At 72.1% G+C, this 22,951-nt stretch carries 19 protein-coding genes and 2 pseudogenes; 5 read left to right on the top strand and 16 right to left on the bottom strand.

Annotated features, from left to right (window positions below):
• Positions 1-73 precede the first annotated feature (73 nt).
• Complete coding sequence (locus ACPA54_RS16640) at positions 74-2,539, top strand: hypothetical protein (RefSeq protein ID WP_423530413.1); 2,466 nt, start codon at positions 74-76, stop codon at positions 2,537-2,539.
• A gap of 105 nt (positions 2,540-2,644) precedes the next feature.
• Here the strand turns inward: ACPA54_RS16640 and ACPA54_RS16635 are convergent, their stop codons facing one another.
• Together ACPA54_RS16635 and ACPA54_RS16630 are read right to left on the bottom strand one after the other, a co-directional pair.
• Positions 2,645-3,706: a hemolysin family protein gene (locus ACPA54_RS16635; RefSeq protein WP_423530619.1), complete on the bottom strand. Its 1,062-nt coding sequence runs from the start codon at positions 3,704-3,706 to the stop codon at positions 2,645-2,647.
• Between the two features lie 74 nt (positions 3,707-3,780).
• A complete protein-coding gene (locus ACPA54_RS16630) occupies positions 3,781-5,190 on the bottom strand; it encodes a hemolysin family protein (RefSeq protein ID WP_423530411.1) in 1,410 nt (469 codons plus the stop codon).
• 847 nt (positions 5,191-6,037) lie between these two features.
• Here ACPA54_RS16630 and ACPA54_RS16625 point away from each other — a divergent pair.
• Entirely contained in the window at positions 6,038-6,238 is a 201-nt protein-coding gene (locus tag ACPA54_RS16625) for a hypothetical protein (protein ID WP_345679739.1), read from the top strand.
• A gap of 143 nt (positions 6,239-6,381) precedes the next feature.
• Here ACPA54_RS16625 and ACPA54_RS16620 read toward each other — a convergent pair whose 3' ends face one another.
• Positions 6,382-7,143, bottom strand: coding sequence for an alpha/beta fold hydrolase (locus ACPA54_RS16620; protein ID WP_423530409.1), 762 nt, complete (start codon positions 7,141-7,143; stop codon positions 6,382-6,384).
• A gap of 112 nt (positions 7,144-7,255) precedes the next feature.
• Positions 7,256-8,476, bottom strand: a complete 1,221-nt coding sequence (locus tag ACPA54_RS16615; protein ID WP_423530407.1) for a cytochrome P450 — start codon at positions 8,474-8,476, stop codon at positions 7,256-7,258.
• Between the two features lie 844 nt (positions 8,477-9,320).
• Here ACPA54_RS16615 and ACPA54_RS16610 point away from each other — a divergent pair.
• Positions 9,321-10,103, top strand: coding sequence for a GNAT family N-acetyltransferase (locus tag ACPA54_RS16610; protein WP_423530617.1), 783 nt, complete (start codon positions 9,321-9,323; stop codon positions 10,101-10,103).
• 75 nt (positions 10,104-10,178) lie between these two features.
• Positions 10,179-10,745 carry a TIGR03086 family metal-binding protein gene (locus ACPA54_RS16605; protein WP_423530405.1) on the top strand — a complete coding sequence of 189 codons (567 nt, stop codon included), beginning with the start codon at positions 10,179-10,181 and terminating at the stop codon, positions 10,743-10,745.
• 4 nt (positions 10,746-10,749) lie between these two features.
• Here the strand turns inward: ACPA54_RS16605 and ACPA54_RS16600 are convergent, their stop codons facing one another.
• From ACPA54_RS16600 to ACPA54_RS16560, 9 genes and pseudogenes are all read right to left on the bottom strand, one after another.
• The gene (locus ACPA54_RS16600; protein ID WP_423530615.1) at positions 10,750-12,375 is read right to left on the bottom strand and encodes a DEAD/DEAH box helicase; all 1,626 of its coding nucleotides are present in this window, start codon (positions 12,373-12,375) and stop codon (positions 10,750-10,752) included.
• Between the two features lie 339 nt (positions 12,376-12,714).
• Positions 12,715-13,059 (bottom strand): annotated as a pseudogene (locus tag ACPA54_RS16595) (AAA domain-containing protein); the annotation flags it as partial.
• Between the two features lie 816 nt (positions 13,060-13,875).
• Positions 13,876-14,583 (bottom strand): annotated as a pseudogene (locus ACPA54_RS16590) (caspase family protein); the annotation flags it as partial.
• 6 nt (positions 14,584-14,589) lie between these two features.
• Positions 14,590-15,009, bottom strand: a complete 420-nt coding sequence (locus ACPA54_RS16585) for an effector-associated constant component EACC1 (protein ID WP_423530403.1) — start codon at positions 15,007-15,009, stop codon at positions 14,590-14,592.
• Between the two features lie 78 nt (positions 15,010-15,087).
• Positions 15,088-16,230 (bottom strand): magnesium and cobalt transport protein CorA, encoded by a 1,143-nt coding sequence (locus ACPA54_RS16580; protein WP_423530401.1) that lies wholly within the window; start codon positions 16,228-16,230, stop codon positions 15,088-15,090.
• A gap of 133 nt (positions 16,231-16,363) precedes the next feature.
• Positions 16,364-16,606 (bottom strand): type B 50S ribosomal protein L31, encoded by a 243-nt coding sequence (locus tag ACPA54_RS16575; RefSeq protein WP_345679745.1) that lies wholly within the window; start codon positions 16,604-16,606, stop codon positions 16,364-16,366.
• 66 nt (positions 16,607-16,672) lie between these two features.
• Positions 16,673-16,837, bottom strand: coding sequence for a 50S ribosomal protein L33 (rpmG, locus tag ACPA54_RS16570; RefSeq protein ID WP_345679746.1), 165 nt, complete (start codon positions 16,835-16,837; stop codon positions 16,673-16,675).
• Between the two features lie 115 nt (positions 16,838-16,952).
• Entirely contained in the window at positions 16,953-17,897 is a 945-nt protein-coding gene (locus ACPA54_RS16565; RefSeq protein ID WP_423530398.1) for an SDR family oxidoreductase, read from the bottom strand.
• Positions 17,898-17,904: 7 nt separating this feature from the next.
• On the bottom strand, positions 17,905-18,684 hold the full coding sequence (locus ACPA54_RS16560) for an enoyl-CoA hydratase/isomerase family protein (RefSeq protein ID WP_423530397.1): 780 nt from the start codon (positions 18,682-18,684) through the stop codon (positions 17,905-17,907).
• Between the two features lie 200 nt (positions 18,685-18,884).
• Between ACPA54_RS16560 and ACPA54_RS16555 the strand changes: the two genes are divergently transcribed.
• The gene (locus tag ACPA54_RS16555; RefSeq protein ID WP_423530395.1) at positions 18,885-19,574 is read left to right on the top strand and encodes a TIGR00266 family protein; all 690 of its coding nucleotides are present in this window, start codon (positions 18,885-18,887) and stop codon (positions 19,572-19,574) included.
• 28 nt (positions 19,575-19,602) lie between these two features.
• On the opposite strand, the gene add is transcribed toward ACPA54_RS16555, so the two are convergent.
• The 3 genes from add to ACPA54_RS16540 are packed head-to-tail and all read right to left on the bottom strand — an operon-like array spanning position 19,603 to position 22,896.
• Entirely contained in the window at positions 19,603-20,607 is a 1,005-nt protein-coding gene (gene add / locus ACPA54_RS16550) for an adenosine deaminase (protein WP_423530393.1), read from the bottom strand.
• 37 nt (positions 20,608-20,644) lie between these two features.
• Complete coding sequence (locus ACPA54_RS16545; protein ID WP_423530391.1) at positions 20,645-21,250, bottom strand: DUF421 domain-containing protein; 606 nt, start codon at positions 21,248-21,250, stop codon at positions 20,645-20,647.
• A gap of 17 nt (positions 21,251-21,267) precedes the next feature.
• Positions 21,268-22,896: an amidohydrolase gene (locus tag ACPA54_RS16540; protein ID WP_423530389.1), complete on the bottom strand. Its 1,629-nt coding sequence runs from the start codon at positions 22,894-22,896 to the stop codon at positions 21,268-21,270.
• Between the last annotated feature and the right edge of the window lie 55 nt (positions 22,897-22,951).

Raw genomic sequence — 22,951 nt, 5'->3', positions numbered from 1 at the left:
GGCCGTGGCGGCGGTCGCTGGTAGAACGGGAGCACGGGGGAGACGGCGATGGACGGCACGGAACGGGGACAGCATGGACGACAAGATCGCCTCGGCGGGGTACGGAGAGGACGGTGCGCGCGCCGGAGAGGGAGCGGCGACGCGCGACCTCGACGCGGCCGACGCGCGCACCGTCGAGGAGGTGATCGCCAAGGCCGTGGGCAAGCGGCTGACCCGGCCCCTCCGCGACGAACTCCGGCGCCTCGGCGCCGTCGTCCGTGCCCGCGGCGAGACGTGCGACGTCGTCCGGGCGGCAACGGACCGGCCGTGGACGACGCCGTCCGGCGCCCTCTACGACCTCGACCTCGACCTGCTCGACGCCGCCCTCGAGGCGGGTGTCCCGGTTGCCGACCCGGGCGCGGGCACCGCGTTCGCCTCGCGTACCTGGCTCGCCCGCGCCCGCCGCGGACAGCTCGCCGCGGTCGCCGCCGACGCACGTTTCCGGCCACTGCTGCGGGACGCCGTGCTGGACTGGCGCGGCGACCTCCTCGCCCTCGGCCGCCCCGGCGCCCTGCTGAGCCACGAGGAAGGCGCGGCCGAAGCCGTGCTCGGCGCGGCGGGCATCGTCGACGTCCTCGGCGAAGCCGTCGCCGCATGGGCCGAGCAGGTCCGCGGCGGCAGCCTCCCGGCACTCCACGAAGCCGTCCACTACCTCGACCTGCTCGGCCCCGCCCGCCTCGCCGACGCGTCCGCCGACCCGGGCCTGCGCGACGCCATCGGCACCATCCTGGCCGCCGACCCGGCCGAGGCGCTCGCCGCGACCTGGCGCACCGGGCTCGTCGACGAACTCGGCGACGCCGGGCTCGACGCATACGGCCGATTCGGTCACACCGACGATGTCTTCCGCATCGCCCCCGACGACGGCGCCGCGGAAGACACCTTCGTCGTCGCCGACGAGAACCGCAGCATCGTCTTCGGCCCGCGCGGCGTCGTCGCCGGGCCGCTCTACAGCCGCTTCCGCCACCAGCCCAACTCCGCCGAGACCACCGACCTGTTCCGGTACGCCGACGGCACCTACACCGCCGAGCCGCTCGCCCCCGGCGACACCCCGGACACCGCCGTCACCCTGCCCGGCGCCCCCGCCCCGGTCCGCGCCCACCGCACCGCCGCCGGGTACTGGGAACTCCACGACGCGTACGGCACCGCCACCGGCCGCTGGTACCAGGGCCCGGCCCGCCCCAACGGCGTCTCCGGCACCCACAGCGTCGGACGGCAACGCCACCGCTGGGCGTCGGGCAGCGAACTCGTCCCGCCCCCGCAGGTCTGGCACCGCCTGCCCGCCCGCGACACCGCCGGCTCCCGGCTGCTCCGTACCGCCGACCGCGCCCTGGCCGCCCGCGTGCTCGACGCCGCCTCCGGCCCCGACGGCGACATCGCCCGCCACGTCACCGAACTGGGCAGGCGCCACCCCGTCGGCGACCACTCCTGGGAAGTCGCCGAAGCCTTCACCGCACTCCGTGCGGCCGCGGCACCCGAACTCCCCGGGATCACCGCGGACCGGCTCCTCGACGGCATCGCCGGGACCCTCTGGACCGCCCTCGAAACCCGGGTCCTCGCCGCCCGGCACCTCGACGACGCGAACGCGCTGCGCACCACCCCGCTGCCTCGTCCGCGCGCGGACGCGGGCGACCTGCGGGCCCGCATCTTCACCGGGATGCAGGACATGTACCGGCGGATCCAGACCGTCGCCGACCTGTGCGCCGACCCGGACGTCCTCGTCCCGCCCCACCACATCGACCTCGCCAACGCACAAGGCTGGGAGCAGAAACTCGGCCGACTCGGCGGCCAAGCCCTGCGCGCCGCCCTCTCCACGGCGAGCACCGCCCGCGGCAACGACCTCAACCACGACGGCCTCCGCTCGTGCGGCGCCCTGCCGATGAGCGACCCGGCAGGCCGCTGGCGCACCATGACCCTGACGTTGGACGTGCGGAACGCCCCCCGGGAAGGCACCGTCTGCCGCACCCCGCGCGGCTGCCTGATCGTCCTGCAACGCTCCAACTCCGGACCGGTCACCGTCCTCGAATACGCCGCCGACGGCGTCTTCGATGCCCCGCCCTTCGGCAGCACCACCGACGCCCGGATCTGCGCCGGATGGGGCGGCGCCGACCGCATCGCCGCGCTGCTCCGGCTCCTCGACGAACGCGGCGCCGCCCCCTGGCCGGAGAAGTCCGTCGCCGCCTTCGCCGAAGCCACGCACATGTCGGTCGCCCGCGCCGCGATCCTGACCGTCGGCTTCGAACCCCGCAGCGCCTCCATGGTGCGGCGCGGGAATCCCGGCATGACCCAGCCGTTCGCCGACGCCGCAGGACTCAGCGCCGGCGACCTGGCCGACGCCGGCGCCGGGCTCGCCCGCGACGTGCCCGTCGAACTCCGCCTCGAACTGCCCGAATACCTCATGCCCGACGACCCCGAAGACCTGTGGCGCGACCGCTTGGCCGTCACCCGCGCCGCCGCATGGTGGAACGCCGCCGTCCTCGACGGACCGACGACCCCCGGCTGACCCACGACCCCCGGCTGACCTACGACCCCCGACAACGCGCGACCGCCGCGCCCCGCCCGAAGGCGGAACGCGGCGGTCGCGTCGTATCCCGTGCCGGTACCTGCGCTACGCCGCGGCGCGCGCCCCCAGCACGGTCCCGAGCAGGTCGTCGAGACCGACCATGCCCAGCAGCTGCCCGTGCTCGTCCTGCACCAAGGCCAGCGACGCGCGGCGCTCGCGCAGCGCGGCCACGGCCCGCTGGATCGGGGTGTCGACCGGCAGCGACAGCACCGGCGAGGCCAGCTCGCCCGCCGTCGGCGCCGGACCCGCGGAGTCGCCCCCGCGTATCGCGAGCACCTCGCGCACGTGCAGCACGCCGGTGAGGCGGCCGTCCGGCGTGCGGACCAGCAGCCGGTTCCGGCCGTTGCGCCGCGAAGCCGCGACGATCTCCTCAGGCCCCGCGCCGGACGGCACCTCGTCGATCCGGTCGGCCGGCACGACCAGCCGGGCCAGTGCCTCGGTGTGCGTACGCAGCGTGGCGGCGAGCACGTCGTGCTCGTGCGTGCCGATCAGCCCCAGACGCCGCGACTCGCCGACCAGGCGGCGCAGCCCCTCGGCGTCCTTCGGCACCGACAGCTCGTCCTTGGGCTTCACCCGGAACAGCCGCAGCACGCCGTTGCTGACCCCGTTCAGGCCGCGCAGCAGCGGCCGCACCGCCTTGGTGAACGCCCGGAACGGCGGCGCCAGCACCAGCGCGGCCCGCTCCGGATCGGCGATCGCCCACGACTTCGGCGCCATCTCGCCGACCACCATGTGCAGCAGCACCACGACCGTCAGCGCGAACGCGAACGACACGGCGTGCGCCGCCGTCGACGGCACGCCGGCGGCCCCGAACAGCGGGCTCAGCATCGCCGCGAACGCCGGCTCGGACACCACACCCAGACCCAGCGAACACATCGTGATGCCGAGCTGCGCGCCCGCCAGCATGAGGGTCAGCTCGCGGACCCCGGCCAGCGCCGACGCCGCGCCGCGCTTGCGGGCCGCGGCGGCCTGTTCCAGCCGGTGCCGGCGCGCGGCCAACAGCGCGAACTCGGCCGCGACGAAGAACGCGTTCCCGGCGAGCAGCAGGATCGTCGCGATGACGGCCGGGCCGACCCCGATCGAGCCGCCGCCCGCAGCAAGCGTCATCGACGCCGGCTCGGCGGAGGAAACACCGGTGGAAGCAATACCCGTGGAAGCAATACCAGCGGAGACAAGCCCGGTCATGCGGCCGCCTCCATGGTTCCGGCGCCGACCGACGCGGTGTCCGCGTCGGACTCGGGCACGACGGGCACCCGGGTGCGCACGCGCACCAGCTCGGGCACGTGCCGCTCCACGGTGAGCACCTCGATCTCCACCACGGTGGTGACCGGCGCCTCGGGATCGACGGCCTCGTCGGGATCCGGAATGGTCACCCGGTCGCCGACCTGCGGCAGCCGGCCCAGGCGGGCGATGACCAAGCCGCCGAGCGTGTCATACGGGCCCTCGGGCAGTTCCGTGCCGATCATCCGCTCGACCTCGTCGACGCGGAGCACCGCGTCGAGGCGCCACCAGCCGTCCTCGGGGCACGCGTCCACGACGGGCTCGGTGTCGGTCTCGTCGGCGATCTCGCCGACCAGTTCCTCGGCGACGTCTTCATAGGTGACGATGCCCGCGAGGCCGCCGTGCTCGTCCAGCACGATCGCGAATTCCTCGTCCGCGGCCCGCAGCTGCTCCAGCAGCGACGGCAGGCCCGCGGTGTCGGGCACCAGCAGAGGGGTCCGGGCGAGCGTGCCCACGCGGACCGCGTCGGCCCGCTCGGGCGCGACCTCCAGCAGGTCGGCGACGCCTATCACGCCCACGATGTCGTCGACACGGTCGCCGACCACCGGGTAGTGCGAGTGACCGCATTCCTGCACCAGCGCGATCAGCTCGGCGGCCGTCGCGTCGGCGCGGACCCGTATGACGTCCGGCCGCGGCACCATCACCTGGTCCACGGTCAGCTCACCGAACGCGATCGCCCGCTGGAGCATGTCGGACAGCTCGTGGTCCAACTCGCCGTCGCGGTCCGCCTCGGCCACGATGTGGCCCAGTTCCTCGGTGGTGGCACCGCCGTGGATCTCCTCGACGGGCTCGATGCCGACCGCGCGCACCAGGCGGTTCGCCAGCGTGTCGAACATCCGGATCACCGGACCCATGACCTTCAGATAGGCCAGCGTCGGCGGCGCCAGCAGCACCGCGACGCGCTCCGGCTCGGCGATGCCCCAGTTCTTGGGGACCAGCTCGCCGACCACCATCTGCACGCCGGTCGCCACGGCGAAGCTCAGCACCAGCGTCAGCGCCTTGTCGGCCGCGCCGGGCAGACCGAGGGGCTCCAGCACCGGCCCGAGCACCGCGCTCAGCGCCGGCTCGGCGATGAAGCCGACCAGCAGCGTGGTGATGGTGATGCCCAGCTGAGCGCCGGAAAGCATGAAGGACAAGCGACGGGTCACGGTCAGTGCACGGGACGCGCCGCGGTCGCCCGATTCCGCACGACGGCGCAGCAACGCGCGGTCGGCCGCGACGAACGCGAACTCCTGGGCGACGAAGAAGCCGGTGCCGACCGTGAGGACGACAACGGCGAGTATGCCGAAAGCGGCGGACGCGGCGTTCATCGCACATCCTCCCGAACGCCGCCGCGCGCACCATCGAATGGAATGCTGGTTCGGGAGGGACCGGTACTAGGGGGGTCCGTCTCTGCGGCGGACACGCACACTCCTCGAAAAACTGTGTGGATTCCGGCCGCCTTCGGCCGGAATTGCGTCAAGGTTCGGTCACGAACTTGTGTCTTAGAACGTATCACCGCACGGGCGTGTTCCCGAGGTGCTGTTCCCCACGCCCCAGGTCACCCGCACATCCTGTGGTGCGGCTCACGTGACGCATCGTCAAAAGCTACTGACGGTTAGTACTTGGCGTTCGCCAGGGGATCGTGACAGTGTGTGCGGCCACGGGTACGGTACGCCGATCGGCGGAGCGAATTGTAGGCATGTCGTCCCCGTGCGGAGCAGCCGGAGCCTCCTTGTCCTCCCGGAGTAGCCCGTGGATTCATCCGAACGGGGGAACCCGGGCGGAGTCCGTGTCGACAAGGATGGGGACGGTAATTCCACGACCGCGGCACGTGGCGCGCGGCGACCACCGGGGGCGGTGTTGGACGACAGCAGAGCCGGGCGCACGCAGCCGGAACCCGCAGGGGTCCCGCGGCCGCGTCGCTCGGCCCGGGGGGAAACCGGACAAGAAAGGGAAAATCCGGCCGCGCCGGATCCCTCGCGCGACGAAACGAGCGCCGGGGCCGCGGATTCCCGCAAAATTTCCGGCGAAAACTGCAACGTCGTGGACGCTCGCGACGTTCAAGGGTCAGAGGGGATCGCCCAGGAGGCGGACCTCCTCGCCGCGGAAACCGCGGACGGCACCGCCGCCCCGGGGACCGCCCGTACCGAGCCCGTCCGACCCGACGAGGTGGCAATGACCCGCACACTCGACGCGTATGCGATACGCCTGGCCGCGCTGAAGGCATACGACATCACCGGTGTGCGGCCGCGCGAACTCCACCGTTACCGCGCCTACGGCGAAGTCCCCGACGGCCTGTCCGAGGAGATCGTGCAGCGCGCACAGAAGATCGTGGAAGAGGAGCGGGCCCGGCTGCTGCGCTTGGCCGGATCGTGAGCAAGGCCTGAGACCCGGCGCCGGGGTGCGGCGCCGGGTCTCGTTGCGTTCCGTTGCGGGTTCCGTTGCCTTTCCGGGTTGCGTTTCGTTTCGCGTTTCCGTTTCGCGTTCCGGTTCGGGCTTCGGGGCGGAGCCGGCCTTCCTCAGGCCCGGTCGTCCGCGGCGGCGATCTCGGCCAGCGCCGCCGCGAGTTCGGCGGGCTTGGAGAACATCGGCCAGTGCCCGGTCGGCACCGCCCGCACCGTGCGCGTCTTGGCGGCGGTGAACTCGGCGAAGAACGGGTGGCCCTCGGCGACCATCTGCTCGACCACCTGCACCGGGAAGGTGCTCACCACCAGATGACTCGGCACGTCGTAGCGCGCCGGGTTCACCAGCCGCAGCGGACGGCTCGCCACACCCCACGGCTCGGGCGTGCTCCGCTCGCGCAGCAGCGCCAAGTCCTCCTCGGTCAGCCCCGCGAGGTTCTGCGGGTCCGCCGCCGCGTCCCACGCGGGCGGCGGCACCGAGACGTCGCCCGACGCGGCGACCTCGGCGCGGCGCAGCGACTGCTCGTCCGGGTCCAGCGTGTCGAACTGCGAAGTGCCGTCCGCGAGCGGTCCGCTGTCGACGAACACGATCTTCGCGAGCCGCTCCGGGATCCGGTCCGCCGCGCCGTACGCCGCGATGCCGCCGCCGCTGTGCCCGACCAGCACCACCTCGTGGAGGTCGCGCTCGCGGACCAGGTCCACGATCGCCTCGATGTGGGTGTCGAGGTCGATCGCGGTGAGATCCTCGCCCGACCGCTCCGCCAGCCCGGGCAGGGTCACCGGGATCACCTCGTGGCCGGCCGCGGCGAGCGGGCCGACGACCCGCTCCCACGCCCACGCGCCGAGCCAGAAACCGGGGACGAGAACGATGGTGGCCATGATGCGCTCCTTCGGCGGATCTCCTCGGGGCTGCTTCCCCGGGGCTGCTGAGAGCGACGCTATGACGCATACCTGACAGGAAGCGTCAGGTATGCGGGCGGGCGCGGCGGCGTTACACGGGCCGGCCGAATACCAAGGGCAGCGTGCGCAGCCCGGTGTGCCGGTTGCTGCGTGTCCACTCCGGCGCGCCGGCGGTCTGCACCGTGCCGAACCGGGTGAGCAGCTCGGCCAGCACCGTGCGGGTCTCCAGGCGGGCGAGGTTCGCGCCGAGGCAGTAGTGCACGCCCTGGCCGAACGCCAGGTGCGGGTTCGGGTCGCGGGAGACGTCGAACCGGTCCGGCTCCGGGAACGCCCGCGCGTCCCGGTTCGCCGAGCCCTCCCACACGAGGACCTTGTCGCCCGCGGCGATCCGCCGACCGCCGAGCACGGCGTCGCGGGTCGCGGTCCGGCGCTTCGACGGCGAGGGCGACGTCCACCGCATGATCTCCTCGACCGCGGTCCCCATCAGGTACTCGGGATCCGCCCGCAGCGCCGCGAACTGCGCCGGATTGTCGGCCAGGGCCAGAAGCCCGCCCGCGATGGCGTTGCGGGTCGTCTCGGCGCCCGCGGCGAACAGCAGGTTGAAGAACATCTGGAGTTCGACGGGGGTGAGGCGGGGCGGATCGACGTCCGCCAACTCGGCGTGCACGACGAGCGACAGCATGTCCTCGGTGGGCCGATCCCGTTTCTCGGCGATCAGCGCGCTGCCGTAGCCGAACATCGCCCGCTGCGCCGCGACCTGCTCGGCTTCCCGGCCTTCGCGGTGGTCGAAGAGGTGCTCGATGTAGCCGAACAACTCGTGCCGGTCGGCCTCCGGCACACCGAGCATCGAACAGATCGTCTGCATCGGCAGCTCGCCCGCGACGGCGGCCAGGAAGTCCACGGGCATGCCGGGCTCGATCCGATCGACGAGCAGGCGCGTGCGGCGTGCCAGGTCGTCGGCGAGCAGCGCGACCATGCGCGGCGTGAGGCCTTTGTTGACGAGGCGGCGGATCCGGTTGTGCCGCGGGTCGTCCATCATGTTGATCACCAGGCCGCTCGCGGGGGAGTCGGCCAGGATCGTGCCGCCGTGCTCGGAGGAGTAGGTGTCGGCGTCGCGCAGGACTTCCAGCGTCTCGGCATGCGTGGCAACCGACCAGAAGCCGACCCCGTCGGGGGTGTGCGCGGTGGGCTCGTGCCAGTACACGGGCGCTTCCTCCCGGTGCACCGCGAACACGTCGTGCGGAAACCCGTCGGCGAACACGTCGAGATCCGTCAGATCAACCCCCGCAAGCCCCAGCGACGGTATGGCCATAGCTCCCCCTCGAGACATGCGGCCGCGCGGGACCGCCCGGTGACCCCACAAAACTAGTCAGGAAACCAGACCGGCGAGCTCCCGGCTTTCGTTTCCCCCAGCCCGCTCCGCGATCATCGCAGGCGCGGGACGGAGAGAGGGGGAGGGGCGGGGTGGGGTGATCCCGGTCGGCATCCGCCCGCCACTCGCGCCTCGCTCGGGCGCTTCGCTCCTCGCGCCGCCTCGTGTCTTGCGCTGCGCCGTGCCGCGCTGCCTCGTGCCTCGCGCTGCGCCCCGCACCGCCTCGGGCCTCGCTTGGGCGCTTCGCTCCTCGCGCTGCCTGCGCTGCGCCCCGCACCGCCTCGGGCCTCGCTTGGGCGCTTCGCTCCTCGCGCCGCCTCGTGTCTTGCGCTGCGCCGTGCCGCGCTGCCTCGCGCCTCGCTTGGGCGCTTCGCCCTCGCGCTGCCTGCGCTGTACCCCACACCGCCTCGCACCCCACACCGCCTCGCGCCTTGCGCTGCCTCGCGCCCCGGGCCGCCCCGCGCTGTGCCACGGCGCCGCGCTCCCGCTCCCGCGCTGTGCCACGGCGCTCGCCCCGCGCTCCGCTCCCGCGGCCCGCTCCGCCTTGGGCCGCGCCGCGCTCTGCTTCCCGCCTGCCTCCCGCCTCGGCCGCCGTCGGCTCCGCCTCAATCGCTCCCACCCGCCAATCCACCGCTCGGCCGTCCGTCGGAGTCCGCCCCTCCCGTGCTTGCCCGGCGTGCCGTGTCCGGGGTCTTCGGTGTCGGCGCGGGATCATGAAGGGGTGGACGCGATCGATCTCAGCCTGCCGCCGGATCTTGCCGATGCCGCCCAGCTGGCGTTGCGGATGGAGCACAACCTCGCCGAGCATGCGTGCCACCTGCACCGGCGGACCCATCACATGACCGTCACCGAGACGGCCGATCTGGTGTTCGCGGACAGCGGGTTGCCCGACGACACGTTCAACATCGTCGCCGCGGCGCGGTTCGCCGAGCGGGATGCCGATCTGCGGATCGCCGACACCGTGCGGCATCTGCGGGGGAGCGGGAGGCCGTTCTCCTGGTGGGTGGGGCCCGCGTCCCAGCCCTCCGACCTGTCCGAGCGGCTGAGTGCGGCGGGCCTGCCGGAGGCCGAGCACGAGCTGGCGATGTGGGCCGACCCCACCGCCGTCCCCGACGGCGCCCCGTCCGCGCTGGAGATCCGGATAGCGGACGACGTCCGCACGCTCGCCGACTTCGCCGTCGTGCTGGCCGCCACCTGGGATCCGCCGTCCGCGACCGTCCGCGCGTTCTTCGCGGCCACCGCGCCGACCGCGCTCGGCCCGGACAGCGCCGCGCGCTACCTGGTCGGCTACGTGGACGGCGAACCGGTCGCCACCGCCGAGGTGTTCGCGCACATGGGCGTCGCCGGCGTGTACAACGTCGCGACCCTTGCCGCGCACCGCCGTCAGGGCTACGGCACCGCCATGGCGCACGCCGCCGTCCGCACCGCCGCGGACCTCGGCCAGGCCGTGGTCGTCCTCCAGGCTTCCGAGGCCGGCCAGTCCGTCTACCGCACCGCGGGCTTCCGCCCGCTCGGCCCGGTCGTCGAACACGCGCTGGTGCCCGGCGCCGTCCCCGTCCCGGGCTGACTCACCCGATCGGCCGACGCGCCGTGTCGCGTTTCTTCAAGACGAACATCTGTGCGAACAGTTAGCGTCGGATTCATGAACACCCCCATCACCCGACTCCTCGCCGCCGCCGGCACCCGCGCCCTCCCCGTCGTCGACGGCATCACCGAAGACCGCTTCGCCGACCCCACGCCGTGCGCCGACTACACCGTCGCCGACCTGGCCAACCACCTCTACCAGGTGGTGGTCAACTTCCAGGTCCTCGCCGCCAAGGGCTCCGTCGACTGGACGGTCCCCGCCGACTACCTGCACGGCGACTGGCGCAAGCAGTTCGCCGCCGAGGTCGACAACCTCGTCACCGCGTGGGCCGCACCGGGCAGCGAGGAAGGCGTCTCGCCCGGCTGGGGCATCGCCTCCCGCACCGTCGGCCACATGGCCCTCCTGGACCTGACCCTGCACGCCTGGGACCTGGCCCGAGCCACCGGTCAGTGCTACGAACCCGCCCCCGAAGCCGTAGCCGAAATCGCCGTCTTCATCGACGCCATGGCCCCCATGGCCCGCGACAACAAGGTCTTCGGCCCGGAGTATCCCGTCCCCGCCGACGCCCCGGCCTTCGCCCGGATCCTCGGCGCCGCCGGCCGCAACCCGGACTGGAAGGCGTAGCAGCTCAGTCGAACAACGGCATGAGAGCCTCGTCCCCGGCCAAGGCCCGCCACGCGGGCACCCGGATCACGTCGACGACGCCCTCGGCACCTGCCCGGCCTTCGAACGGCAACCCGACGAGGAGCCGCGCGCGTTCCTGGCTCAGCCGCAGGTGCCGCGCCGGATCACGTCCCGGGATCGGGCCCGTGTCGACCAGTACCGCCACCGGACCCTCCGCACCGGCGAACAGCAGGTCGACGGGATAACCGCCGACGACGGCATCGCGTTCCACGCCGCGGGCTCCCAGGAATTGCTGCACCCGGTCCACCAGCAGCTCTCGGTCGGGATCCCGCGGCACGCCGGGCACGGAACCCGGAACGGGCGCAGCGCCGCCTCCGGACACCAGCCCGGACCGGGTCGCGAGTACGTGGGGCAGCCCCGTCTGGTCCCGCCAGAACCCGTGGTCGCCCACCGTGATCAACTGCGACTTCGCGCGGGTGATCGCCACGTTCCACAAGTTGACCTGGTTCGCCACCCACTTCGCGGTGCCCGGGGGAGTGTTCCCGGTGGCCACGGGGCTGAGCACCATGACGTCCCGTTGCCCGCCCTGGAACGCGTGCACGGTGCCCACCCGCACCCGGTCCCCGCCGATCTCCCGTTCCAGCGCGTCCTTCTGCGCTCGGAACGGGGTGACGACGCCGACCGTCGCGGTCTCCGGAAGCTCCTGAAGCAGTTCCTTCACGACGGCGGCCACCGCGGCGGCCTCCGCCGGATTGCACCACGACTTGTCGCCCGGCCCGCGCATCGACTGCCCGTTCGGGACATCCGACCAGGCCAGCACCCGACCGGGACCCCGGCCGCCGGCGCCGCCGATGCCGACCGGCGGGACCTGCCCGCGGACATTGGTCAGCACCTCCAACCGGCTCGCGTAGCAATGCCCGTTGACGACATCCGCGATCTCGGGACGGCACCGGTAGTGCTCGTCCAGCAGCAGTGCGGCATCACCGTTCTGGGCGGCCGCGTGGTACGCCGAGTACACGTGGTACGCGAACCTACGGTCCTCCAACCACGCCGCCGTCAGTCCGGCCCGAACGCGCGCCTGGCGTTCCTGCTCGGGCGAGATCCCCGGAATATGACCGAGCTGCATCGGGTCGCCGATGATCAACGCCCGGCGCGCGCGGAACAGCAGCGGCACGACCGCGGCGATCGAACACTGGCTTGCCTCGTCGATGACGACCAAGTCGAAGAGCTTCGGTTCCAACGCCAGTTGCCGCACCGCATGCGTCGTGATCGCCCAGCCCTTCATGTGGGCCATCAGATTGCGCTGGCTGCGCTGGGTTCCGCGTCGCCGCTGCAGCGTGTCGAGCCGCTGTCTCATCAGCTCCGCGCCCCGGACAAGCGTCTCGGTCGACACCGCCTCGGACAGTTCGCCGGACAGCCGGATGCGTTCTTCGGCGTATGTCTCGCGTTCGGCCCGGACCGCATGGTCGTCATCGGCAAGCCGGTGGGGCAGGAGCGTGCGTACCTCGACCTCAAGGCCGACCAGAGCGGTGATGTCCGCCAGAACCTCTGCCGGAACGGGCCGCGCGTCCGCCCACGGCGGCAGCGGTTGACCCGAGGCCGCACGTGCCGCCGCGGTGAACGCGCTCATCGCGCGCTTCCGGCGCCATCGCCCCCACCAGCCCCGCGCCGACGAGGCTTTCGCGGCCCGGCTCCGCCATCGGTCCGCCGCCGCGGTGTCGGCCGCCCAGATCCGAGCCGGCAACTCCGGCGCCAGTCCGGCCTGCGCTGCCGCGATGCCCCGCTGCTGCAGGACCCGAGCCAAGCGCACCTCGCTCTCCACCTGAGCCGCGGCCCGGTCGCGGACGGCGTCGTTCCGCAGGCGGAGGTTGCGAAGGTCCCCGGTGACGGTTGCCGCACCGCGCGGGGGCCGCTGCGGCCGTGCGGCCAGGAGGGCTTCGAGCTTGGCCTGCTCTTTGACCAGCGCTTTGGCGTTCCCCGTGCGCATCAGCAGCCCGGCGCCGATCGCGTCGCACCGTTCGGCGACCACATCGACGGCCTCGTTGTTGGTCGATGCCACCAGCACCGTCTGCCCGGCGGCCAGGCAGGTGGTGACCACCGCGGTGACCACCTCGCTCTTGCCGGTTCCGGGCGGACCCGTGGCCACGGTCAGCGGGCGCGTCATCGCCGACGCGACCACCGCTTCCTGGCTTTCGTTGGCCGGGCCGGCAGCCACCACGAGCGGGCGTTCGGAGTCGCCCTCCGACACGACGCCGGTCAGCAATGCGTCGAGTGCCGTGCCGGTGATGTCGCGCGGACGGGCAGCGATCTGCATCAGGTTGTCGACGACGCCGTCGGCGGCGAATCGTTCCGCGCCGGAAGGCGCCAGCAGAACAGCCGCATTGTGGGCGCCTGCTCGCAACGCGTCGGCGACCGATTCCCCACGGAGCGCGGAAACGTCCAGCGGCTCGATCTCCGGCAGGCCCAACTCGGTGAGCAACTCCCGGATGGCCTTGACCATTTGCTGCTCGTTGCCGTGCTGCCAGGACGGCTGCCACCGGGCCAGCAGATCGGCGGCTTCGTCGTCGCTCAGGTACTCGGCGACGACACCCGCGTGCAGCGCCGGGATGCCGCTGGGACGCAGTACCGCGGCGCCGTGCTCGTCGGGAGCGAGTTCCATGGGCTGAAGCAGGAGCGGCGCGACCCGTACCTCGGTCCCGCGGCCCCTGCCCTTCTGCTTGGGCAGGGTGATGGCAGGGAACCCGTACCAGTACTCGTGCTGCCCGGCAGCGTCGCCGCTCCGGCTCCGCGCGTCCGCGCCGGGCAGCTTCGCGGGCGCCGCCAACGCGGCTCCGCGCCCCGACTGGATCGTTTCCGAGCCCTCGCCGAGCAGGAAGTACTGGCTGTTCCGGCCGGTCGCCCGGTCGGGCAGCATGCTCGCCGCCGACTGGGCGTTGAGGCACCGCGCGTAGTAGCGGAGCAGCCGCTGCCGGTCGTCGGCATCGTTGTCGGCCGCGCGCTCGCGCGCCTTGAGCAGTGCCGCCGGCGGCGGGCCCGGTTCGCCGGGCGGCACCGGAAGCGTGACCGGACGCGCCACGGAGCGCGCGAACGGCAGCGACTGCGTGGCGCGGATCGTCGACTTCGTGGGGCGCTGCTCCTCGGGGACCCCGCGACGGACCATCTGCGCGGTCAGGTACGTGAACAGATCATCCGGGGTGATCCAACCGCCGTCCTTGATGCGGCCGGTGCGCAGGCCTTCGACGATTTCCCCGGTGAAACGGGACGTGCCCAGCGTCGACCCCGGCGGGGCCATCGCCGAAGCGGCCTGCAGCGCATCGGAAGCGGTGATGAAGTACACGCCGGTGGGCCGGAGGAGCGTGCTGCGCCCCGCGGCGTCCGCGTCCCGGTCGCCGGCGCCCTTGGCATGCCAGCCCTGCACCACCGAGCCGCTGGCGCAGCAGTCCAGCAGGACGATCTTCGACGCGGCGCGGCACGACTGCAGCGTGCTTTCCAGGAATTGCGCGGAGACCGCGGTGTGGGGAAGGTCGTCCGGGTCGCTGTCGCGGGTGAGGAAGTACAGCTGGTTGTCGGTCTCGCAGAACTCGCCGTGGCCGCTGAAGTACAGCAGCGCGGTCTCGCTCTGCTGCCGCTGTTCGAGGAACGCTTCGATGGCGTGCAGCATTTCGGCGCGGGTCGGGTCGGTGACCACGTCGCAGTCGTTGTACTGGCCGATCTCGGTGCTCTCCAGCACCGCCTGCATGTAGTGCAGATCGGCACGGACCGGGGGGAGATCCTTGTAGTGCTCGCTGTCGTAGGCCGCCGCGCCGATGAGCAGGGCGTACCGGTCGTTGTCGGACATGCAGGATCAGCCTGCCGCCGCGGTGCTGCCGGCCGCCGCATCGGGTGCGGGTGGCGGGTCGCCCGCCAGGAATCGGGCCACGCGGTCGTCGTCTTCGCGGGCCTCGCGTCCGTTGATCCGCAGCACCGCGCCGTCCGGCCGGGTGACGACGACCGTGCGCTGGGGCGCCTTGGCGAGCCACACCTGGAGGCATGCGGCGACGAAAGAGCCCGCGCTCAGCGTCAGCCCGACCGCGTCGACGACCTCGATGCCCTTGTCGGCGCCGCTCGCGCCGCCGGGCGTCGGCAGGCGGAGTTCCGCCGTGGGGTCCAGGGGCGACAACTCCGCCAGGAGCTCACGGGCCTCGCGGCGTGCTCGCAGCGGGTCGTCGTCGAGGAGTGTCACCGACACCGTTGGTGCGGTGCGGTTGCCGGCCTCTGTGCTCATGCGTCCCCCAGGGCTTGCCGTCCATCGAACCGGTTGCCACGGCAAGCTATCGGAAAGCAGCGGAGCGTGACCAGGGTTTTACAGCCACCCCCGCCGCTTGAACAGCACATACAGCGTCACGCACACCAGGATCATCAGGGCGATGGCGAACGGGTAGCCCGCGACCCAGTGGAGTTCCGGCATCTCGTCGAAGTTCATGCCGTAGATGCCGCCGATGAGGGTCGGGGCGAACAGGATGGCCGCCCACGCGGAGATCTTCTTGACTTCTTCGTTCTGGGCGAGGCTGACCTGGGTGAGCTGCTTCATCTCCTCGTTCTGCGCCTGGGTCACGAGGGCGGCGTTGACGGCCATGATGTTCTGCAGCATCTGGCGGAACCCGTCGACGCGTTCGACGACGGTGGTGGCGTGGTCCTCGACGTCGCGGAGGTAGCGGCGGAGTTCCTCGTCGACGCCGTACTTGTCGAAGCCCGCGGACAGGTCGCGGAGCATGTCCAGGAGCGGGCGGCCGGCGCGTTGGAATTCGATGACTTCGCGGCCGAGTTCGTAGATGCGGCGGGAGACGTTGGGCTCGCCGAGGAAGACCTCGTTCTCGATCTCGTCGATGTCGTGCTGGAGGCCGGCCACGACCGGGGCGTAGTCGTCGACGATGCTGTCGAGGATCGCGTACAGGACTGCCTCGGGGCCGCGTTTCAGCAGGTCGGGGCGGTCCTCGACCCAGCGGCGCACGGCGGCCAGGTCGGGGGATTCGGCGTGTCGGACGGTCAGCACGAAGTTGCGGCCGAGGAAGACGTGGACCTCGCCGAAGTCGACCTCCTCGGTTTCGTCGAGGTAGCGCGCGGCGCGCAGGACGGCGAACAGGGTCTCGCCGTAGCGCTCCAGCTTGGGCCGCTGGTGCGCCACGATGGCGTCCTCGACGGCCAGTTCGTGCAGTCCGAATTCCTCGGCGGCGGACAGCAGCTGCGCGGCGGCCGGGCGGTACAGGCCGATCCACGCCATCGCGCCGGGGCGTTCGTGCAGGTCGCGGTAGGTGTCCGCGAGGGTGGTCGGCGAGGCCACCCGCTGCCCGTCGACGTACAGCGCGCTGTCGATCAGCGACCGCTCCACGGGCGGCGTCGGGTCCGGGGCGCGCGGATCCATGGACTCCTCCGGCGCGGTGGCGTCCGGTCGGGGCCCGGCGGAGTGCCTGCGGCCGCGCAGCGAGGGGCGTCGCCGGTCGTTCATCGGACCTCCGGAGCTGAGCGGAACAGCGTGGTGCGGAGCGGGCACGGCCGAGGGCCGGTCGGATACCGACCGGCCCTCGCCATTGTCCCTTTTGTCGCCCCGGAATCCACTGCCTCCCGGTGTCCGGCGTGCCTTACTTGCCGTAACGCCGGTTGAACTGCTCGATGCGTCCCGCGGTGTCCAGGACGCGGCCCTTGCCGGTCCAGAACGGGTGGCTCGCGGACGAGATGTCGACGTCGAAGACCGGGTAGGTCTTGCCGTCGGTCCACTCCACGGTCTGCGTGCCGGTCAGCGTGGACCGGGTGAGGAACGCGAAGTCCGCGGACTTGTCGCGGAACACGACGGGGCGGTACTCGGGGTGGATGGTCTTGCGCATGGGATGCCTCCAAGGCGTCGTCGGACGGACGGGTGGGCGCTGTCGCGCCTGGCCGGGTGCGGCGGGTCAGCGCTCTTCGCGGAAGAGCACGTGCCGGCGGGCGACCGGGTCGTACTTGCGCAGCTCCAGCCGGTTCGGGTCGTTCCGGCGGCTCTTGCGCGTGACGTACGTGGTTCCGGTGCCTGCGGTCGACCGCAGTTTCACGACCGGGCGCAGCTCGCTGCGTGCCATGGGGGCCTCCTCGTCTTCTCGGTGTCCCGCGATGCCGACCGCGGCGACATGAGCTGAAAACGATTTCCGGCAAGAAATATTCCGGGGGCCGCTTGGGCCCTCGTTCCGCCCCGGGTCAGCCCTCGAACGGCCCCCGTCCCATCTGGTCCCGGACCGCGACCATCGGCGGGTTGAGCAGAGCCCGCCGCTGCCAGTTCGCGCCGTCCACGACCAGGGTGTGGCCGGAGATGAAGCGGGCGTACGGCGACGTGAGGAAGGTGGCCGCCCAGCCCAGCTCGCGCAGCCGTCCCGTGCGCAGCGCGGGCTGGAGCGGGTCCTTGGCGCTGCTGCGGTCCACGTTGCTGCGGATGTCCGCGGTCATGTCCTCGTGCGGGAAGAGCCCGGGGACGAGGCCGTTGATCTGGATGCCGTACGGCCCCCACTCGACCGCGAGCGTCTCGACCATGTTCTTGACGCCGGCCTTCGCCGCGGCGGAGTGCGCGAAGCCGGGGCCGCCGGTCCAGGCGTAGGACGCGCCGATGTTGACGATCGACCCGGGGGACTCCGCGGCGATGTGGCGGCGGGCGAACTCGCGGGCGCAGAAGTACGTGCCGTTGAGGGTGATGTCGACGACGGTGCGCCAGGCGTTCGGCGACATGTCCTCGGCCGGGACGGGGAAGTTCGCCGCGGCGTTGTTGATCAGCACGTTCGGCAGGCCGAAGTGCGCTTCGGCGGCATCGAACGCGGCGGCGATCGCCTCGGGGTCGCGGATGTCGCAGGTCACCGTGGCGATCCGGCCGCCGAGGCCCTCCAGGCCTTCCTTCGCGGCCTTGAGGTGGTCGTCCTTGCGGGACGCGACGACGATGTCCGCGCCGAGGCGGGCGTACTCGGTGGCGATGGCCTTGCCCAGGCCGGTGCCGCCGCCGGTCACGAACACGACCGTGCCGTCGTAGGTGCCCTGCGGCAGCGCGCTGGCGCCGTGCGGGGCGGGCTCGGGCAGGCCCTGGTAGCGGCCGTGCGCGATGTTCCGCATGTTCTCGACACCGGTGTCCGGGGTGCCGCCGGGAGTGTTCTGGGTCATGGCGTCGTCAGCTTCCGGTGTAGTGCGGCGGGCGGTTCTCGGCGCGCGCGGCGCGGAACTCGGCCAGGTCGTCGGAACGGCTCAGGTACGTTTGCGCGATCAGCTCCTCGGCCATCGAGCTGCGCACCTCGGGCTCCGCGAGGTGTTTGATGACCCGGCGCGCGGTCTTCACGGTCGCGAACGGCACCGCGGCGATCTTCTCGGCCATCTCGCGCACCACGGCGTCGAGTTCCTCGGCGGGCACGACGCGGGACACCACACCGTGCGCGTACGCCTCGTCCACGCCCATCGGCCGCCCGGTCAGCACCAGGTCGGACGCGACGCCGTGGCCGCAGATCTGGAACAGCCGCCCGACGCCGCCGGTGTCCGGAATGACCCCGTGGGTGGTCTCCGGCAGCATGAACCGCGACCCCTCCGCGGCCACCCGGATGTCGGCGAGCAGCGCGCGCTGGAACGACGCGCCGATCGACCAGCCCTTGCACGCGACGATGATCGGCGCGTCGAGTTCGAACATCTGCTGGACGCCGCGGTGCCCCCGCGTCATCAGCTCGTGGTGCGTCATCTGCACCTGGTGGCCGCCGATGGAGCCCACGTCGCGCCCGGACGAGAACGACTTGCCCTCGGCGCGCCAGATCACCGCTCGCACGTCCTTGCGCCCGCGCAACTCGGCCAGGATCTGCCACAGCAGCTGGTCCATGTCGTCGTCGAACGCGTTGTGCTTCTCGGGATTGTTGTTGGTGATCGTGGCAATCGGACCGTCGTATTCCAGCAGTACCTTGTCAGCCACCTGGCCTCCGTCCGCGCTGAGAGCCGAGGCGCGCGGCGATCCGAGCATCGGCGCGCACCCCGACCTGACGATGTGTCAGTGTCAGTGACCTGGATATACCAACCGCGCGCCGGATACGAGAGGCGGGCCCGGGTGTGGGGATCGTCACCGTAAGGTAAAGATCAGCGAACACCCTGCCACCGTCGGACGGAGCCCCAGCGATGCGCGTCGACCTGCGCCACAACCCCTCCTGGACGGTCGCCCGCTGCATCCTGGCCCCCGGCGAGCAGATGAAGGCGGAAAGCGGCGCGATGTACGCGCACAGCGCCGGCATCTCCATCGAGGCCAAGATGGAAGGCGGTCTGATGGCGGGGCTGCGCCGCAGCGTCCTCGGTGGCGAGTCGATGTTCATGACCACCTACACCGCCTCGCACAACGGCGGCTGGGTCGACGTCGCGGCCAACCTGCCCGGCGACGCCATCACCATCGACCTGGAGCCCGGCCAGGACCGCTTCCTGCTCACCAAGGGCTGCTGGCTCGCCAACTCCGCAGGCGTCGGCATCGACACCAAGTGGGGCGGCGCCCGCAACCTGTTCGGCGGCGAAGGCGGCTTCCTGGTCGAGGCCACCGGGCACGGCGTCGTGGTGGCGAGCTGCTTCGGCGCCCTCGACGTCATCGACCTGGAGGCCGGCGAACAGGTCGTCGTCGACACCGGCCACGTCGTCGCCTACGCGCCGACCATCGCCTACAACATCCGCCGCGCCGTCCAGGGCCGCTCGATTCAAAGCATGAAATCGGGCGAAGGGTTCGTGTTCGAGTTCACCGGGCCCGGACGGGTCCTCGCGCAGTCGCGCAACCCGAGCGGGCTGCTCGGCTACATCGGTGCCAACCTGCCCGGCGGCCGCGCCTGACCCGCAGGCCAGGGAGTGGACGAGCGGGTCAGCTCACGTACGCGTCGATCTCCGCGAGCAGCGCCGCCTTCTCGGCCGGCTCCAGGAACGACGCCCGCACGCCGTTGCGCGCCAGCTCGGTCAGCGCCTCCGCGGACAGGCCGAGCTCGCGCGCATACCGGTACTCGCCCAGCAGCGTGGTGCCGAACATCGGCGGGTCGTCCGAGTTGAGCGTCACCATCAGCCCGGCCTCGATCATCCGCGGCAGCGGATGGTCCGCGCGGCGGGCGACCGCGCGCGTGCACAGGTTCGACGTCGGCGACACGTCCAGCGGAAGCTGTGTGTCCCGCAGGTGGGCGACCAGCTCCGGGTCGTCCATGCTGCGGATGCCGTGCCCGATCCGGTCCGCCTTCAGCGCGCGGATCGACGACCACACCCGGTCGGCACCCTCCACCTCGCCCGCGTGGGGGAAGCTGCGCAGGCCCGCGGCCCGCGCCCGGTCGAACACCGCGGCGAACTGGTCGCGCTCCACCTCCGGCCCGCCCACACCGAACCCGAGCACACTCGCCGGGCCGTGCGCGAGCACCGCGTCCAGCGTCTCCTCGCCCGCGTCGGGCCCGAGGTGCCCGGCGAAGTCCGGGATCCAGCGCATCCGCACACCGGTCTCCCGCTCCGCCTCCAGCCGGCCCGCCTCGATGCCCGCGAACACCGTCTCGGCGGGCACGCCGCGCACCATGTGGCCGTTGAGGCTGACCGTCACCTCCGCGTAGCGCACGTTCTGCGCGGCGAGCGTGCGGCCGGTCTCGGCGGCGAGCAACGCGAAGTCCTCCTCGTCGCGCAGCGCCTCGATCGACCGCATGTAGACCTGGATGAAATGACCGAAGTCCTGGAACTCGTACCAGGATTCGATGCCCTCCACGGTGTCCGGCACGCCGGACACCCCGTGCTTGCGCGCGAGCTTCAGCAGGGTCTGCGGCAGCATCGAGCCTTCGAGGTGGACGTGCAGCTCGGCCTTGGGCAGGCCGTCGATGAAGGCGTCGGTGGCGGTGGTCACGCGGGGCTCCCGAGAAGTGGACAGAAGGCCCATTCGATCACGGATGCGCGCCAGGACCGCCATCCGGGTTCCGCGGAGGTTCCCCGCCCAGCGCGGCCAGCCGCGCCTCGATGCGCGCCAGCCGGGCGTCCAGCAGCGCGATGTCGCCCTTGTCGGCGCTCTCCTCGTCCTCGCGCAGCCGGACGACGACCAGCCCGCCCGGCTCCAGCGTCACCAGCTCGGCATCCCGCACGCTGTCGCCGCCCTGGTGCTTGATGGACACGTCCACGTCCGCGGGGGTCAGGCCGAGATGGCGCAGCGCCCCGCGGTCGTACGCACCGTCGCGCACCAGCACCGACGCGGTGCCCTGGAACACCTTCTCGAACCGCGGCGAGACCGCGTTCGTGTGCACCACCAGGGAGTTGACCGCGAGCAGCACCGCCGCGCCGACGATGCCGCCGGTCAGCGAGTTGTCCGGGCCGATGATCGCGTTCTGCACCACGTTCGACAGCAGCAGCATCACCACGAGGTCGCCCGTGTCGATCTGCGCGAGCCCGCGCTTCCCGGCCAGCCGCAGCAGCAGCATGATGACGAAATAGACCACGGTCGTGCGGATGACCTTCTCCGCCAACGGGACCCCGAGGGCCCACAAGTCGTGCCACATATGCGCGCCGCCCCGGCTCAATCCGCCTCGAACACCGGCAGCCCGGCCAGGTACGTCGCGTGCACGCCGATGCCCGGAAGGTCCTCGGCCGGCGTGCGGTAGGGGTCCTCGTCGAGGACCACCAAGTCGGCGTACTTGCCGAGCGCGATCGACCCGGTGACGTCGTCCGCGAACATCTGCCACGCCGCGTCGAGCGTCTGCGCCCGGATCGCCTGGTCGAGCGTGATCCGTTCCTCCGGCGCCAGCACGCGCCCGCTCGACGTCGCGCGGGTCACCGCCGTGGCGATGTTGCGCAGCGGCTCCAGCGGCGTCACCGGGCCGTCGTTGTGGAACGAGATCCGCATCCCCGACTCCAGCGCCGACCCGGCCAGCGCGTAGTGCGTGCCGTGCTCGATCCCGAAGAGCCCGTCGACCATCACATTGCCCCAGTAATAGAGGTGGTCGACGAAAATCGAGCAGGTCACCCCGAGCGCGGCCGCGCGCCGGTACTGGTCCGGCCGCATCGTGCCGACGTGCTCCAGCCGCAGCCGGTGGTCCGGGCGCGGATGCCGCCGCAGCAGGTCCTCCCACACGTCGAGCACCATCGTCACCGCGTCGTCGCCGTGCACGTGGCAGGCCAGCTGCCAGCCCTTGGGGAAGTACGCCTCGGCGAGGTCGGCGAGCTGCTCCGGCGTGTAGTTGGCGTGCCCGCGGTGATGCGCGTCCAGCCCGATCGCGCGGGTCGCCGGGGTGTCGAGATAGGGGAACGAGGTGGCGATGTTGCCGACCCACGGCGAGCCGTCCGCCCACATCTTGATGCCGACCTGCCGGACCAGGTCGTCGCCGTTGTCCGGCACCAGGTCGCTGGCCCGCTGCGGGTTCGACACCTCGTAGAGCCGCAGCCGCACCGTCGGGGTGCTCGCCGCGACGGCGCCGCGCAGCGCGGGGGTGAAGGCCATGTCGGACGCCATGGTGATGCCCGCGGCGTTGAAGCGGGCGTAGGTGGCGTTCAAGGCCGCCGGGAAGTCGGCGGGCAGCGCGGGCGCGATCACGCGCCCGATGGCGGCGGTCTCGTACGCGGTCCCGTCGAGGTTGCCGTCGTCGTCGCGCCCGTAGTGCGCGCCGACGGGATCGGGCGTGTCCCGGTCCAGGCCGAGGCTGCGCGCCGCGGCGGTGTTGAAGAACGCCTGATGGCCGGAGTTGTGCATGATCACCAGCGGGTGGTGCGGGGCGAGGCCGTCCAACCAGTCGAGCGTGGGCTCGGGCAGGCCGCGCTGCAGCAGCGGGTCCCAGCCGTACAGCCACGCGCCGTCCGGGCCGCGCCGGTCGACCTCGGCGAGGATCGCCGCGAACACGTCGTCCGGGTCGCGCAGGGTGACCGGGCGGATGTCCGCGATCCGGTCCCCGCTCACCACCGCGTCCTCCGTCGGATGCCCGTGCGGCTCGACGAACCCGGGCATCAGGCATCGGCCTTCGAGGTCGACGATCTCGGTGTCCGGCCCTCGCACGCCGGCCATGTCGGCGGCCTCGCCGACCGCGGTGATGCGCCCGCCGGCGACCGCGACGGCCTGCGCGAACGGGCGCTCGGGATCGACGGTGACGACCGGGCCGCCGGTGAAGATCCGGTCGGCGTACGAGGTCCGGGGCATTCCCGTCATGCGGCTCATGCCGACGACGGTACGGATCATGCAGGTGATTTGCCCGTTTTGACACTCGGGTGCG

The organism is Uniformispora flossi (assembly GCF_049534875.1).
Taxonomy (GTDB): domain Bacteria; phylum Actinomycetota; class Actinomycetes; order Streptomycetales; family Streptomycetaceae; genus Yinghuangia; species Yinghuangia aomiensis.
Note: the sequence above shows the minus strand (reverse complement) of the source record. Positions and strands in the feature narration are given on the sequence as shown.